At 70.2% G+C, this 14,042-nt stretch carries 12 protein-coding genes; 5 read left to right on the top strand and 7 right to left on the bottom strand.

All coding sequences use genetic code 11. The annotated features are described in order from the left end of the window. Nucleotides 1–5 precede the first annotated feature (5 nt). The 6 genes from I3V78_RS11240 to I3V78_RS11215 all read right to left on the bottom strand — a co-directional run bounded on the left by I3V78_RS11240 (nt 6) and on the right by I3V78_RS11215 (nt 8,310). On the bottom strand, nt 6–1,394 hold the full coding sequence (locus I3V78_RS11240; RefSeq protein ID WP_204486975.1) for a sigma 54-interacting transcriptional regulator: 1,389 nt from the start codon (nt 1,392–1,394) through the stop codon (nt 6–8). Nucleotides 1,395–1,415: 21 nt separating this feature from the next. Next, nucleotides 1,416–3,044, bottom strand: coding sequence for a two-component system sensor histidine kinase NtrB (locus tag I3V78_RS11235; protein WP_476756487.1), 1,629 nt, complete (start codon nt 3,042–3,044; stop codon nt 1,416–1,418). Further along, nucleotides 3,031–4,287 carry a type IV pilus assembly protein PilC gene (gene pilC, locus I3V78_RS11230; RefSeq protein WP_204486973.1) on the bottom strand — a complete coding sequence of 419 codons (1,257 nt, stop codon included), beginning with the start codon at nt 4,285–4,287 and terminating at the stop codon, nt 3,031–3,033. The genes I3V78_RS11235 and pilC overlap by 14 nt, the downstream gene beginning before the upstream one ends. A gap of 50 nt (nt 4,288–4,337) precedes the next feature. Beyond that, the gene (locus tag I3V78_RS11225) at nt 4,338–5,447 is read right to left on the bottom strand and encodes a PilT/PilU family type 4a pilus ATPase (RefSeq protein WP_204486971.1); all 1,110 of its coding nucleotides are present in this window, start codon (nt 5,445–5,447) and stop codon (nt 4,338–4,340) included. A 49-nt stretch (nt 5,448–5,496) separates the two neighbouring features. After that, nucleotides 5,497–7,200: a type IV-A pilus assembly ATPase PilB gene (pilB, locus tag I3V78_RS11220; protein ID WP_204486969.1), complete on the bottom strand. Its 1,704-nt coding sequence runs from the start codon at nt 7,198–7,200 to the stop codon at nt 5,497–5,499. Between the two features lie 183 nt (nt 7,201–7,383). After that, nucleotides 7,384–8,310, bottom strand: coding sequence for a bifunctional riboflavin kinase/FAD synthetase (locus tag I3V78_RS11215; RefSeq protein WP_204486967.1), 927 nt, complete (start codon nt 8,308–8,310; stop codon nt 7,384–7,386). Nucleotides 8,311–8,404: 94 nt separating this feature from the next. Here I3V78_RS11215 and trmB point away from each other — a divergent pair, with 94 nt between their 5' ends. The 5 genes from trmB to I3V78_RS11190 all read left to right on the top strand — a co-directional run bounded on the left by trmB (nt 8,405) and on the right by I3V78_RS11190 (nt 12,364). Next, nucleotides 8,405–9,025 carry a tRNA (guanine(46)-N(7))-methyltransferase TrmB gene (gene trmB / locus I3V78_RS11210; RefSeq protein ID WP_204486965.1) on the top strand — a complete coding sequence of 207 codons (621 nt, stop codon included), beginning with the start codon at nt 8,405–8,407 and terminating at the stop codon, nt 9,023–9,025. A gap of 178 nt (nt 9,026–9,203) precedes the next feature. After that, nucleotides 9,204–10,268 (top strand): diguanylate cyclase, encoded by a 1,065-nt coding sequence (locus tag I3V78_RS11205; protein WP_239576388.1) that lies wholly within the window; start codon nt 9,204–9,206, stop codon nt 10,266–10,268. Between the two features lie 45 nt (nt 10,269–10,313). Beyond that, nucleotides 10,314–10,730, top strand: a complete 417-nt coding sequence (locus I3V78_RS11200) for a hypothetical protein (RefSeq protein ID WP_204486959.1) — start codon at nt 10,314–10,316, stop codon at nt 10,728–10,730. Nucleotides 10,731–11,054: 324 nt separating this feature from the next. Beyond that, on the top strand, nt 11,055–11,966 hold the full coding sequence (locus I3V78_RS11195; RefSeq protein ID WP_338023529.1) for a hypothetical protein: 912 nt from the start codon (nt 11,055–11,057) through the stop codon (nt 11,964–11,966). Next, nucleotides 11,963–12,364, top strand: coding sequence for a cupredoxin domain-containing protein (locus I3V78_RS11190; protein ID WP_204486957.1), 402 nt, complete (start codon nt 11,963–11,965; stop codon nt 12,362–12,364). The genes I3V78_RS11195 and I3V78_RS11190 overlap by 4 nt, the downstream gene beginning before the upstream one ends. On the opposite strand, the gene I3V78_RS11185 is transcribed toward I3V78_RS11190, so the two are convergent. After that, entirely contained in the window at nt 12,351–13,919 is a 1,569-nt protein-coding gene (locus tag I3V78_RS11185) for a DUF4153 domain-containing protein (protein WP_204486956.1), read from the bottom strand. The two genes, I3V78_RS11190 and I3V78_RS11185, sit on opposite strands and share 14 nt — an antisense overlap. Between the last annotated feature and the right edge of the window lie 123 nt (nt 13,920–14,042).

Here is a 14,042-nt window from a genome sequence, read left to right as displayed (position 1 = left end):
GGCCCTCAGGCCTCGTCCTCGCGCTCGGACAGGCCGTGCTTGGCCAGGCGGTAGCGGAACGAGCGGAACGTGAGCCCGAGCAGCTCCGCCGCCCGCGTCTTCACCCCACCCGCCTGGGTCAGCGCCGCCACCAGGTAGCGCCGCTCGGCCTCGTCCATGTGCCGCTCCAGGGAGAAGCCCCCTCCGAGCATGATGTCCGCGGCGGTCGCGGCCGCGCCGGGCATGGCCTCGCCCCGGAGCGAGGGCGGCAGGGACGCGGGCGTCAGGATGTCGCCGTCGGCGAGCGTGGCCGCGCGCTCGACGACGTTCTCCAGTTGCCGCACGTTGCCCGGAAAGGAATAGGACGAGAGGATCGCCAGCGCCTCGGGCGAGAAGCGCAGGCCGGGGCGCTCGAGCGCCTTGCGCTGCAGGGACAGGAAGTGCTCGGCCAGGGGCGCGATGTCCTCCGCCCGCTCGCGCAGGGGCGGCAGCTCGATGAGGATGACGTTGAGCCGGTAGAAGAGGTCCTCCCGGAAGCGTCCCGCCTTCACCTCGGCCTCCAGGCCGCGGTGGGTGGCCGCCAGGATACGGGCCTGGAAGGGCACCTCCGCCGAGCTGCCCACGGGCTTCACCTTGCGCTCCTGCAGCACGCGCAGGAGCTTCACCTGGGTCGCCAGCGGCACGTCGCCAATCTCGTCGAGGAACACCGTCCCCTCGCCCGCGTGCACCAGCAGGCCCGCGCGATCGTGCGTGGCCCCGGTGAACGAGCCCTTCACGTGGCCGAACAGCTCGCTCTCCAGCACCCCCTCGTTGACCGCGGCGCAGTTGATGGGGAGGAAGGGGTGGCTGGCGCGGGGGCTCTTGAAGTGGATTTCCTTGGCGATGACCTCCTTGCCCGTGCCGCTCTCGCCGTGGATGAGCACCGTGGAGCGCGTGGGCGCCACCTTGTCCACGAGCGTGCGCACCGCGCGCATCCGCTCGCCCCGGCCCACCGCCATCAGCCCCGCGCCCGGCAGCAGGTGCGCGCGCAGCGACAGGTTCTCCCGGCGCAGCGCGCGCTTCTCCAGCGCCTTGTGCACGAGCAGGAGCAGCTCCTCGGTGTCGAAGGGCTTGCCGATGTAGTCGTACGCCCCCTCGCGCATGGCCTCCATCGCCGAGACGGCCGTGCCGAAGGCGGTGACGACGATGACCTCGGGAGGCTCGGCCAGGGAGCGCGCCGTGCGCAGCACGTCCATGCCGCTCTGGGACGCGCCCAGCTTCATGTCCGTGATGACCAGGTCCACCGGCGTCGCGCCCAGCACCTCGTTCGCCTTGCGCACGCCCTCCGCGCATGTCACCTGGTGACCCGCGCGGCTGAGCATGATCTCCAGGACGTCGCGCATCGAGCGCTCGTCGTCCACCACCAGGATGTGCACGGCTCTCGCTCTCCTTCTTCCTCATCCCCGCGGGGGCAGATGGATGAGGAACTCCGTCCCGTCCCGCGGCGAGGACGAGACCCGAAGGGTTCCGCCATGCGCGCGCACGAGGGAATGCGCCGTGGACAACCCTAACCCGGTCCCTCCCTCGCGCGTGCTGAAGAACGGCTCGAAGATGCGCGACAAATGAGCCTCGGGGATGCTCCCCGCCGAGTCCCAGACGCTCAGCCGCCCCTGCCCGTCCGCCTCGCGCAGCTCCACCCGCACGCGCCCCCCGGGCCCCGCGGCCTGGAAGGCATTGCGCAAGAGGTTGATGAGCACCTGGCGGATCTGATCCGCGTCCACGCTCACCCGCAGGGGCGTCAGGGCCTGCTCCAGGCGGACCTGGCCGGCGAGCGGATCCGCCCGCAGCATCTCCACCGTCTCCCGCGCGAGGACCGCCAGGTCCAGCTCCCGCTTGAGCGGCGGGGGCGGACGGGCGAAGCGCAGGAAGTCGTCCACCAGCTTGGAGAGCCGATCCGACTCGCGCAGCAGGATGTCCACGAGCCGCGCCGAGGTGGGGTCCACGTCCGGCGCCTGGACGAGCAGTTGCGCCGAGCCCCGCATGGCGGCCAGGGGGTTGCGGATTTCATGCGCGAGCTGCGCGGACAGCGTCCCGAGCGAGGCGAGCTGGTCCGCGCGCCGCAGGTCATTCTCGATGCGGCGCAGCTCGGTCAGGTCCTGGAAGACGACGAGCGTGCCGCCCCCGGTGCCCTCCAGGCCCGTCACCGTCAGCCCGAGCGTGCGGGGGCCCGCGCGCGTCTGCACGGACAGCTCGCGGCGGCGCTGGTGGACATCCGTGCCCAGGGCCCCGGGCAGCAGGGACTCCACGGGGGTGTCGAGGAAGGGCGCCGCGCCCTCCAGGCCGAGGATGGCGTGGGCGGCGCGGTTGACGAAGGTGACGCGGCCCCGGGCATCGCAGGTGATGAGCCCCGAGGGCATGCAGGCGAGGATCTGCCGCTGCAACAGGTCCAGGTTCTTGAGGTCCGCCTCGCGCTCGGACAGCCGGCCGCCCGTGTCCGAGAGCTGCCGGGTCAGGTAGCCCGCCAGCACCGCGATGAGCACGAGCGCCAAGAGGTTGCTGCCCACCAGGAAGAGCAGCCGCTGCTGGCTGAGGTTGCCCATGCCCGAGGGGGCCTCGAGCCAACGCGCCCGCACGGCCACCAGCAGGAGGGAATAGGCGAGCGCGCTCGCGCCGGCGGCCACCAGGGCACCGCGGCCATCGAGCACGATGCTCGCGCCGATGACGGCCAGCAGGTAGAGGAAGGTCAGGGGACTGTCGCCCACGCCCGTGAGCAGGACGAGCACCGAGGCGACGAGCAGGTCGCCCACCACCTGCACCACCGCCGCGAGGCGCACCGCCCAGCCGCCGCGCAGCATCAGGCCGCAGACGAGCGTGAAGAGGTAGACGAGCCCGATGACGGTGAAGGTCAGCTTGTCCGCGCCGCTGGGCTCCGCCAGCGGCTGCAGGAACAGGCGCACCGCGACGGCGACCAGCGACAGGCTGACGGCCACCGTGCGGAACACGGCGAGCCACACCAGGCGCTTCCGCAGCGTGTGAGGCTGCGGAGGCGCGGCGAGGAAACGACCGACGTTGCTACTTAACGGCACCGGCGATCTGGAAGATGGGCAGGTACATGGAGATGAGGAAGCCACCGACCACGCCGCCGAGGAACACCATCATCAACGGTTCGATCATCGCCGTGAGACCCGCCACGGCCGTGTCGACCTCGTCGTCGTAGAAGTCGGCGATCTTGTTGAGCATGGTGTCCATGGCGCCCGTGGCCTCACCCACGCCGATCATCTGCACCACCATGGGGGGGAACACCTTGGTCTCCAAGAGCGGACCCGCGATGTTCTTGCCCTCGGCGATCTTCCCACGCACGTAGTAGATGGCCTCTTCCACCGAGCGGTTGCCGGCCGTCTTCGCCGTCACGTCCAGGGCGTCCAGGATGGGCACGCCCGAGGAGATCATCGTGCCGAGCGTGCGGGTGAAGCGCGCCACGGCCACCTTGCGGATGACGGGCCCGAAGATGGGCGCCAGCAGGAAGGCCTTGTCGAGGAAGCGCCGGCCCTGGGGCTGGTTGTAGGTCCAGGAGAACAGACCCACGAAGATGCCCACGCCGATGAAGACGTAGAGGGCATAGGCCTGGGCCCACGCCGACATGTCCACCACGAACTGGGTGGGCGCCGGCAGCGCCTGACCGAAGTCCGAGAACATCTTGGCGAACACCGGCGTCACCTTGAGGAGCAGCAGCGCCGTCACGCCGAAGGCCACGCACAGAACGATGACCGGGTAGGTCATGGCGCTCTTGACCTTGCGCTTGAGCTTCTCGTTCTTCTCGCGGTAGGCCGCGAGCCGGTTGAGGATGTTGTCGAGAATACCGCCGACCTCACCCGCCGCGCACAGCTGCACGAAGAGCTCGTCGAACACCTTGGGATGGTCTCCCAGGGCGTCGGCGAAGGTGGAGCCCTGCTCCACCTTGTTCTTGATGGCGAACACGACCTTGCGGAAGGCCGGGTTGTCCATCTGGCTGCCGAGGATGTCGAGGCACTGCACCAGCGGCAGGCCGGCGTCGATCATCGTGGCGAACTGCCGGGTGAAGATGAGGATGTCCTTGCCCGTCACGCCCGTGCCGAGCGAGAGGTTCAGGTCGGAGTCGAGCAGGCCCTTGCGGCGGACCTTGACCGGATTGAGACCGAGCGACTTGAGCCGGGCGTTGACGGCCTCGAGATCCGAGGCCTCCATTTCGCCCTTCTTGGTCTCGCCAGACTTGGTCTTGGCCTCCCAGAGAAACTGGGCCGTGTTCTTCGACTTCTGAGCAGTGGATTTCGTGGTTGCCGTTGCAGCCATCAGGCCTCCGAGAGGGACCGCATTCTATCGCCGCGGTTGAAATTCGCGAATTAGCGCCCGGGGGGACCGGCGGGCCGCTGGCCGGGCAAGCCGCCAGGCCCGCTTCCGGCGAGGAGGTTGCGCAGCTCATCCGGGTCGTTCGAGCGACCGAAGGCCTCGTCCTGGGTGATGAGCCGGCGCATGAGCAGCGCCGCCAGGGCCTGGTTGAAGGTCTGCATGCCGAACTTCGCCTGGCCCACCTGCATGGACGAGTACACCTGGTGCACCTTGTCCTCGCGGATGAGGTTGCGGATGGCGGGGTTGGGGATCATCACCTCGAGCGCCAGCACGCGGCCCGGCGAGCCCGCCTTGGCGATGAGCGACTGGCTCATCACGCCCTCGAGCACGAAGGACAGCTGGGCGCGCACCTGGGGCTGCTGGTAGGGCGGGAACACGTCCAGCACCCGGTTGATGGTCTGCACCGCGCTGTTGGTGTGCAGCGTGGCGTAGCAGGTGTGGCCCGTCTCGGCGATGACGAGCGCGGCCTCGATCGTCTCCAGGTCGCGCAACTCACCCACCAGCACCACGTCCGGGTCCTGGCGCAGGATGTACTTGAGCGCCGTCTTGAAGCTGCGCGTGTCCGCGCCCACCTCGCGCTGGTTGACGAGGCAGTTCTTGTGCGGGTGCAGGTACTCGATCGGATCCTCGATCGTCATGATGTGCTCGTGACGATCCGTGTTGATCTTGTCCACCATGGACGCGAGCGTGGTGCTCTTGCCCGAGCCCGTGGGACCCGTCACCAGGATGAGGCCGCGCGGGCGCTTGACCAGCTCGGCCACCACCGGGGGCAGACCCAGCTCCTGGAAGGTGAGGATCTTGAAGGGAATGGTGCGAAAGGCGCCCGCCACCGCGCCGCGCTGCATGTAGACGTTGGCGCGAAAGCGCGACAGGCCCTTGACGCCGAAGGACAGGTCGAGCTCGTTCTCCTCCTCGAACTTGTGCTTCTGCACGTCCGTGAGGATGGAGTAGCAGAGCTGCTTGGTCTCCGCGGGAGACAGCTGGGCCGTCTTGAGCGGCACCAGTTCGCCGTCCACGCGCAGCTGGGGCGGGGAGCCGGTGGTGATGTGGAGGTCGGAAGCACCCTTCTCGACCATCGCCTTGAGCAGCTGATGCAGGTTCACGAAAACCGTCCTTCGGGGAGTTGGGGGGAGGCGGACTGCGCGGGGGGCGTCAGAAGTTGTCGGGGGCCGTGTTGGCCACCACTTCGTCCAGCGTGGTGACGCCGTCCATCATCTTGGCCAGGGCCGACATGCGCAGCGAGCTCATGCCCAGGCGGATGGCCTCGGCCTTGAGCTCGGCGGCGGACGCGCCGTTGATGACCAGCTCCTTGAGGCCATCCCAGAAGGGCATGACCTCGTAGATGGCCACGCGGCCGCGGTAGCCACGGTCATTGCACTCGCGGCAGCCGACCTTCTCGTACAGGGTGAAGGCGCCGAGCTTCTCGGCCGGCACGCCGGCGTCGAGCAGGGCCTGCTCGTCCACCTTCTCCGCGGGCCGCTTGCACGCGGGGCACAGGCGGCGCGCCAGACGCTGGGCGAGGATGAGGTTGAGCGAGGCCGTCACGAGGAAGGGCTCGATGCCCATGTTGAGCAGACGGCTCACCGTGCCCGGCGCGTCGTTGGTGTGCAGCGTGGAGAGCACCAGGTGGCCCGTGAGCGCCGCCTTCACCGCGATTTCGCCCGTCTCGAAGTCGCGGATCTCACCGATCATGATGATGTCCGGGTCCTGGCGCAGGAAGGAGCGCAGGGCGGCGGCGAAGTTCAGGCCGATGTCCTCGTGCATCTGCACCTGGTTGATGCCGCCGAAGTTGAACTCCACCGGGTCCTCGGCGGTGGCGATGTTGGTGTCCACCTGGTTGAGCGAGGAGAGCGCCGAGTAGAGCGTCGTCGTCTTGCCCGAGCCCGTGGGACCCGTCACCAGCACCATGCCGTAGGGCCGGTCGATGGCCTCCTTGAACCAGGCGAGCGGCTGCGCGTCGAAGCCGAGCTTGGTCATGTCCAGCTGGAGGTTGGACTTGTCCAGGAGGCGGAGCACCACCTTCTCGCCGAAGAGCGTGGGGCACACGCTCACGCGGAAGTCCATCTCCTTGCCACCGCCGAGCTTGATCTTGATGCGGCCGTCCTGGGGCAGACGGCGCTCGGAGATGTCCAGGTTCGCCATGATCTTCAGACGGCTGGTGATGGCGTTCTTGAGCTTCATCGGCGGACGCATCACGTCGTAGAGCGAGCCGTCGATCCGGAAGCGCACCCGGAAGTCCTTCTCGTAGGGCTCCACGTGGATGTCCGAGGCGCGCTTCTTGATGGAGTCCTGGAGGATGAGGTTCACGAGCTTCACCACGGGCGCGTCGTCCGCGGCGCGGGCCATCTCCTCGACGTTGCCCTCCTCCTCCTCCTTGGCCACCTCGATGTCGTCGGCCATGTCCGCCACGAGCGCGTCCATGTCCGGGCCCTTCTCGGCGTAGTAGCGCTCGATGGCCTCGCGGATGGAGATCTCCGAGGCCACCACCGGCTCCACGTTGTAGCCGGTGAGGAACTTCAGGTCGTCCACCGCGTAGATGTTGGACGGATCGCACATGGCCACGATGAGCGAGGGGCCCGCGCGGTTGACCGGGATCACCAGGTGCTTCTCGGCCACTTCCTTGGGCACGAGCTTGATGATCTCCGCGTCGATGTCGAAGTCCTTCAGGTTGATCGCGGGCACACCGTACTGCTTGGAGAGGAAGTCGGTGAGCTTGGACTCCTCGATGGCGCCCGTCTTGATCAGGGCCGTGCCAATGCGCGTGCCCGTCTTCTGCTGCTCTTCCTGGGCCTTGCGCAACTGCTGGACCGAAATGAGGTTCTCACGAACCAGCAGTTCACCAAGTCGACCGGACATTCAGAAGCCTCGAAGCGTGGGGATGAAGTGACCGCGCCCGTGGGATGTCACGGAGCACGGCCACGGATGCGCGAAGACATCAGCGCATGAGCACCGGGATTAAAGAGAGGGAGACGCGGGCCTGTCAAGGCGTCCAGGCGGCCCCCTCCTCCCAGCAAGCCATTGAATCCACTCGGGAAAAGTTCACCCGGACGCCCGGGCGATGACCGCCCGGGCGGCCTCGACGTCCCGCTTGATTTGTCCCACGAGTTCGGCCACCGAGCCAAAACGCCGCTCGGGACGCAGCCGGTCCAGGAACTGCACGCGCAAGTCCCTCCCGTACAGGTCCGCGTTGAAGTCCAGGAGGTGCGCCTCGATGGTGACCTCGTTGACCCCGAAGGTGGGTTTGACACCGATATTGGCCACGCCTGGCAGCCAGGTGCCCGGGGGAGTGTCCCCCAGCCGGACACGGATGGCGTACACGCCCGGCGCGGGCCGCAGCTCGTTCTGGGTGTCCACGTTGGCGGTGGGAAAGCCGATGCCCCGCCCGCGGCCATGGCCGGTGACGACGGTGCCGTCCAGATCGAAGGGCCGCCCGAGCAGCCGCTCCGCCGCGCCCACCCGGCCCTCGAGGATGTACTCGCGCACCTTGGAGGAGGAGGCGATGAGCCCGTCCACGGTGACGGGCGCCACGCGGTGGACCTGGGCGCCGCGGGCCGCCGCGGCCTCGCGCAGGGTGTCCACGCTGCCCGCGCGCGCGGCGCCGTAGGTGAAGTCGTAGCCCACCACGAGGTGGCGCGCGCCCAGGGCGTCCAGGAGCGACGCCTCGAAGGCCTCCGGGGTGAGCCGGGCGTAGTCGCGGGTGAAGGGCTGCACCACGGCGGCGTCCAGGCCCTGCTCGGCGAGGAGCTCCAGCTTGCGCGGCAAGAGCGTGATGAGCTTGGGCGCCAGGTCCGGCTGCAGCACCTTGCCCGGGTGGGGCTGGAAGGTGAGCACGGCCACGGGCACGCCGTGCCGCCGCGCCTCGGCGAAGAGCGCCTGGTGGCCCAGGTGGACACCATCGAAGTTGCCCAGCGCGAGCGCGCACCCGGCGAGCTGCCGGGCCTCGGCCAGTCCGTGAAAGAGCTTCATGCGCCCCGGTATAGCGCCAATGGCGTCGCTTTGCCCTGGCCAGAGCGCCTCGCCCCGTGAGAAGAGGCCCCCCGTTCCCCGTTCCTTGAGCGACATGCCCCGTCCTCCCCTGCTCCCCGACCCCGTGGGCCTGCACCTGGCCAACCTGGACACCCCGCCCGACTGGGACGCCGAGTTCGGCTTCTCCGGACCCCTGGAGCTGGAGATCGGCTCGGGCGCCGGAGGCCATGCCCTGGAGTACTGCCGCCGCAACCCCGGCGTGCGCTTCGTGGCCTTCGAGTGGCGCAAGAAGTACGCGCGCGACACCCAGGACCGCGCCCAGAAGCAGGGCCTGCGCAACCTGCGCGTGCTGGAGGCCGATGCGCGCTCGGTGGTGCCGCGCCTCTTCGCCGCGGGCTCGCTCGACGCCATCCACCTGCAGTTTCCCGACCCCTGGTGGAAGCGCGCCCACTTCAAGCGCGCCGTGGTGCAGCCGGACTTCGCGCGGCTCATGCTCGAGAAGATGAAGCCCGGGGGCCTGTTCGACATGCGCACCGACGTGCAGGACCGCGCCGTCAACATGCTCTCCATCCTCGAGGGGGCCGGCTTCGTCAACCCGCTGGGCGCGGGCGTCTTCCACCCGTACGATCCCGAGGAGGCCCCCTCCACGCGCGAGCGGCGCTACCTCGTGAGCGGCGAGCCCGTCTACCGGGCCCGCCTGCGCAAGCCGTCCTGACACGTGCCAGTTCCGCCCGGGGTCCGTCCGGGGAGACCCTGGAGAGACTCCGGGTGGGGCCCGTCCGGCGGGAAGCCGGGGCGGCGACTTGGCAGCACGCCGGGATCAGGGAAGAATCCAGCCACCACGCGGTTCGCTCGGACTTCGGGGGACAGGTGGCTGCGACATGGCGGAAGCAATGACGACAAAGAGGGCGGAGGACACACGCCGGGCCCCGGTCCCGCATCCCCTCGCCGATCGCACCATCCTGCTCGTCGACGATGATCCGGCCAACATCCAGCACGTGCGCGAGGGGCTCACGGGCCCCGGCTACCGCTTCCGCGAGGCGCACGACGGCACCGAGGCCCTGCGCTCGCTGCGCGAGTCGCGGCCGGACCTCATCATCATGGACGTGGAGATGCCCCGGCTGGGCGGCGTGGAGGTGTGCCGCATCATCAAGGCCAACAGCGGCGAGGGCGGCTTCGGCTTCATCCCCATCATCCTCGTGACGGCGCGCCAGGCGGCCGGCAAGGTGGAGGGCCTGGAGCTGGGCGCGGACGACTACCTGGTCAAGCCCTTCGACATGCTGGAGCTGTCCGCGCGCGTGAAGTCCATGCTGCGGCTCAAGGTGCTCCAGGACGCCCTGGTGGAGAAGAACCGGGAGCTGGACTTCAAGAACCGGGAGCTGGACCGGGCCAACAAGGAGCTGGCCCAGAAGCGCGAGGAGCTGCTCAACCTCACGCGCATCGACGCGCTCACCGGGCTCTACAACCGGCGCTACTTCGAGGAGCGCCTGGGCGAGGAGTTCGCCCGCTCCTCGCGCTACCGCTCGCCCCTGTCGCTGGTGATGATGGACATCGATCACTTCAAGCGGCTCAACGACACCTACGGCCACCCCTTCGGCGACGAGGTGCTGCGCCGGGTGGCCAAGGCGGTGCGCGGTCGGCTGCGCGAGGTGGACTTCGTGGCGCGCTACGGCGGCGAGGAGTTCATCGCCCTCCTGCCGGAGACAGGCCCCCGCGAGGCGCTCGGGGCGTGCGAGCGCATCCGCGACGCCATCGCCTCGGTGGTCCTGGAGCACCGCACCTCGGACGGCACGCGCCAGGACGTGCGCTGCACCGCCTCGTTGGGCGTGGCCAGTGTGCCCGACCGGACGCTGCTGGCCACCGAGGACCTGCTGCGCGAGGCCGACAACTGCCTCTACGCCGCCAAGGCCGCCGGCCGCAATTGCGTCCGTCAGTACACCGGGGATGCCCCCGAGTGAGGAGCCTCTTGGCGAGCGCGGCGCTTTGGCCTACATCAGAGGATCATGCGCCTGAAGCTCGCCTCCCTGCTGCTCCTGCTGACCATGCCGACCCTCGCGGGCTGCAACCGGCCCAGCTACGAGACCCCGGTGCGGGCCTACCAGACCTTCCTGCGCTCGGTGCAGCGCGGCGATGAGAAGACCGCCTACGCCACCCTCTCCCAGGCCTCCCAGGACGCCCTGCTCGCCCGGGCCCAGGCCGTGGCCCAGGCCTCCTCGGGCGCCGTGAAGGCCGACCCCCTGGCGTTCTTTCTATCGAATATTCCACCCCCGGCGGATGTTGCGGAGGTCACGCTGGCGGGCGAGAGTGGGGACACGGCCAAGGTGAGCGTGGTTTCCTCGGGTGTCACAAGACAGGTCCAGATGGTCCGTGAGCCATCCGGATGGAAGATTGACCTTACGCAGTCCCTCCAGCAGCCGTGAGCATGGACCTCCCCCAGGCCGCTCGCGCACAGGTAGCCTACGAACGTGAATGATCGGAAGACACGGCGGGTCCTGCCCACGGTCGAAGTCATCCGGCGCCCGGCGTCCGCCCCCGGGACGGCCGCGCCCACGCCAGCCCCCGCGGTGAGCCCGAGGCCCACGCCCCGGCCCACCCCCACGCCCAGCGCGGCGGCCCCGGCGCCCGCGCCCCGGCCCGCGCCAACGCCCACACCCGCGCCCGCGCCCAGCGCGGTGGCCCCGGCGCCTCGGCCTGCCGTGGCGCCCGCCTCCGCAGAGCCTCCGCGTCCCGTCGTCGAGGCCGCCGTGCCCCGTCCCGCGACCGCGGTGCCGGTGGCGCCCCGGTCGGTGTCCCCGGGTCCGCGGCCCTCCGCGCCGGGTGGCATGGGCGCGCGTCCCGGAGGCGCCTTCAGCCGTCCCCGCACGCCCCGGCCCCCGCCCACCGCCGAGCAGATCCTCGCGCTGGCGACCAAGGAGCACGTGCCCGCGCGCATCGCCAAGGGCGAGCTCGAGGGGAAGATGAAGTGCCGCATCTGGCGCAAGCTGCACGCCGAGGAGGCCAAGCGCTTCGACCAGGTGTACGCGCTGATGACCCAGAACCCCGGCCTGTCCCTGCCGGACGGCTTCGGCGTGCTGCAGAGCGGCCTGACGGTGGCCGAGTTCCTCGCGCGCAAGGAGCGCACCCAGCGCAAGGCGGCCGTGAAGACGGCGCGCGGCGAGGTGGATGACACCGCGGTGAGCGCCTTCATCCAGGAGCGCATGGAAGGCAAGACGGAGCTGTCCGTGGTGCTCGGCGAGCGCACCGTGCTCGACACCCTGGCCAGCGTGGAGCCCATCTCCTTCGTGCTCGGACGCAGCGGCCGGCAGGAGAAGCTCCAGGTGGTGCTGCTCACGCGCCGCTCGGACTGGGAGCAGCTCATGCCCCACCTGGAGCGCGACCCCAAGCTCACCCAGAAGCCCGCCAGCGTCGCGCGTCAGCCCGACAAGCGGCCCTTCTCCGACCCCCGCCCGTTCCTCGTCCACCAGGGCAAGCTCGTGCGGCTCACGCTGCGCAACGGCATCCAGCTCGTCATGCGTCTGCGCGTGGTGGGCCGCTTCGACCTCATCGTCGGCGAGGACGGCCACGAGGTGTTCGTGCCCCTGCACGCCCTGGTGCGCTTCGCCGCCGAGGAAGGGACGGACTCCGAGCTGGACAGCCCCATGGAGGAGGACGCGTGAGGACCTACTTCGCCCGGCTCATCAAGCCCCTGCTCGCGCTCACCCTGGCCGCGGCGATGCTCGCCGCCGAGCAGGGCTGCACCCAGGGGACGCCCACCGCCCCGGCCGTGCCCGAGGGCAAGCCCGGCGAGCCGCGCACGATCGCGCTCAGCATCACGGAGAAGGGCTACGAGCCGAGCCCCGTCACCCTGCGCCAGGGTCAGCCCGTCAAGCTCGTGCTCACGCGGACCACGGAGCACACGTGCGCCACGGAGATCGTGCTCGACGAGCACAACATCAACACCCCGCTGCCCCTCAACCAGCCGGTGGAGGTGAGCTTCACCCCCACCCAGACGGGAAAGCTCGTCTACGGCTGCGCCATGGGGAAGATGATCAGCGGCGTGTTCATGGTCGAGTGACGTCCCCCTCCGCGCGCGCCTCCCCCACCGGGAGCGCCCGCGCGGACATCGGCGGCATGTAGACGGTCTGGAACACGCACGTGCGCGGCAGGGCCGCCGCCCGGTGACGGGCCAGGTGGAAGGCGGGCCAGCCGCCCCGCATCGGCTCGCCCCGAGCGCACAGCACGCGGTCGAGCGGCGTGAGGTCGGTGCGGTCCGCGTCCCCCGGCCCCAGCCGCGCGGCGAGCACCGGCGCGGCATCCTCGGACAACTCCTGGAAATAGGCCGCGTCCCACGGCAGGCCCGCCTCCGCGCGCTCCAGGTTTCCGCGCGCGATGAAGGCATCGGGGTTGAGCACGTCCAGCACCGCGACGAAGGCCAGGCCCCCCACGAACGCGCCGAGGGCGAAGCGCTCGGGCCGCCACCACAGCGTCACCCCGCGCCAGACGAGCACCCCGGCCAGCACCGCCATGAAGACCTGCGTGTAGACGCGCAGGTGCGTGTAGCCATAGGCCGCCTCGTACAGCGCCATGCGCTTCATGGCCGACGCGAGCAGCACCAGCACCAGCCCCACCATCACCGAGCACGCCACCCGGAAGGCTCGCAGCTGCGCGCCCTCGCGCGGCCGCGTCCAGCGCGTCAGCGCCAGGCTCAGCCCCAGCGTCAGCACCGACACCTCGAGCAGCTCGAAGAAGCCCCGCCGGGCATACGCCGAGTAGGTGAACTCCGCGGGCAGCCGCGCCGCGCCCGACAGGAAGGCGAACTGGATGGAGGCGAAGCCCAGGAAGAGCACGTCCACCAGGCCCACCACGGTGAGGCTCTCGGCGAAGCCCAGACGGGGCGGCACGGGCGCCACCTCCGTCTCCCCCGCCTCCTCGGCCCGCCGCCGCCGCAGCGCGCTCACGAGCAGGCCCAGCAGTCCCAGGGCGCTCACGCCCGTGAACCCCGCGCCCCAGAGCGTGCCTGGCGACAGCGCCTCGCCCAGCCCGAGCCACACCCCATCCACCACCGACGCGAACACGGCGTCCGCCGACACCAGCAGCGCGGTGAACACGAGCAGGATGGGCAGCGCGAGCAGCACGCCCCGAAGCACGGGCACCCCGCGCGACACCTGCTCCCGCACGGGCCAGCGCGCCGCCTCCGCGCGCACCACCCCGCCGGGCGTGGACAAGGCCAGCCACAGGCTGCCCAGCGCCGTGGAGGCATAGCCCCACAATCCCAGCCGCTCCACGCGCCCCGCCGCCCAGAAGTGCGTGAGCAGCAGGCAGCAGCCCAGCGCGCAGGCCAGGTTGAGCAGCGTGAGCAGGGGGCTGGCGCGCACGAACACCATGCCCGAGAAGAACAGCAGCGGACCCAGCAGCCAGGCGTTGGGGCGCGCCCGCTGCCAGCCCTCGCGGCCGCCCAGCGCGAGCAGGGCCCCCACGAACAGCCCACAGAAGAGCGGCACGGAGATGCCCAGGTCGGGCCCGTCGAACAGCACCTCGGCGCACAGGCCCAGGGCGAGCGCCGCCCCCAGGGTGGCCCTCGGGTGGTTGGGACGGAACGGCGAGGGGAGAGCAGGGGAAGGAGGGGTCATGGCTGCCCGGGAACATGGACCCGCCTGGCCGCTCGGAGGGCGCCGTGCGGGCGAACGGTCGAAACCCCCGGGCGAGCGGTCGCGCGGGAAGTCCCGGCAATTCCCGTCCCGGATCCCACACGG

The sequence above is a fragment of the Archangium primigenium genome (assembly GCF_016904885.1).
In the GTDB taxonomy this organism is placed as follows: domain Bacteria; phylum Myxococcota; class Myxococcia; order Myxococcales; family Myxococcaceae; genus Cystobacter; species Cystobacter primigenius.
This window is presented reverse-complemented; position numbering and strand designations above follow the sequence as displayed.

Bases quoted from the DNA above. Each gene is read 5' to 3' on its own strand.
- trmB (WP_204486965.1), top strand. From the start codon at position 8,405: ATGCCCCGTCCTCCCCTGCTCCCCGACCCCGTGGGCCTGCACCTGGCC.
- pilC (WP_204486973.1), bottom strand. From the start codon at position 4,287: ATGGCTGCAACGGCAACCACGAAATCCACTGCTCAGAAGTCGAAGAAC.
- pilB (WP_204486969.1), bottom strand. From the start codon at position 7,200: ATGTCCGGTCGACTTGGTGAACTGCTGGTTCGTGAGAACCTCATTTCG.
- I3V78_RS11200 (WP_204486959.1), top strand. From the start codon at position 10,314: ATGCGCCTGAAGCTCGCCTCCCTGCTGCTCCTGCTGACCATGCCGACC.
- I3V78_RS11215 (WP_204486967.1), bottom strand. From the start codon at position 8,310: ATGAAGCTCTTTCACGGACTGGCCGAGGCCCGGCAGCTCGCCGGGTGC.
- I3V78_RS11205 (WP_239576388.1), top strand. From the start codon at position 9,204: ATGACGACAAAGAGGGCGGAGGACACACGCCGGGCCCCGGTCCCGCAT.
- I3V78_RS11185 (WP_204486956.1), bottom strand. From the start codon at position 13,919: ATGACCCCTCCTTCCCCTGCTCTCCCCTCGCCGTTCCGTCCCAACCAC.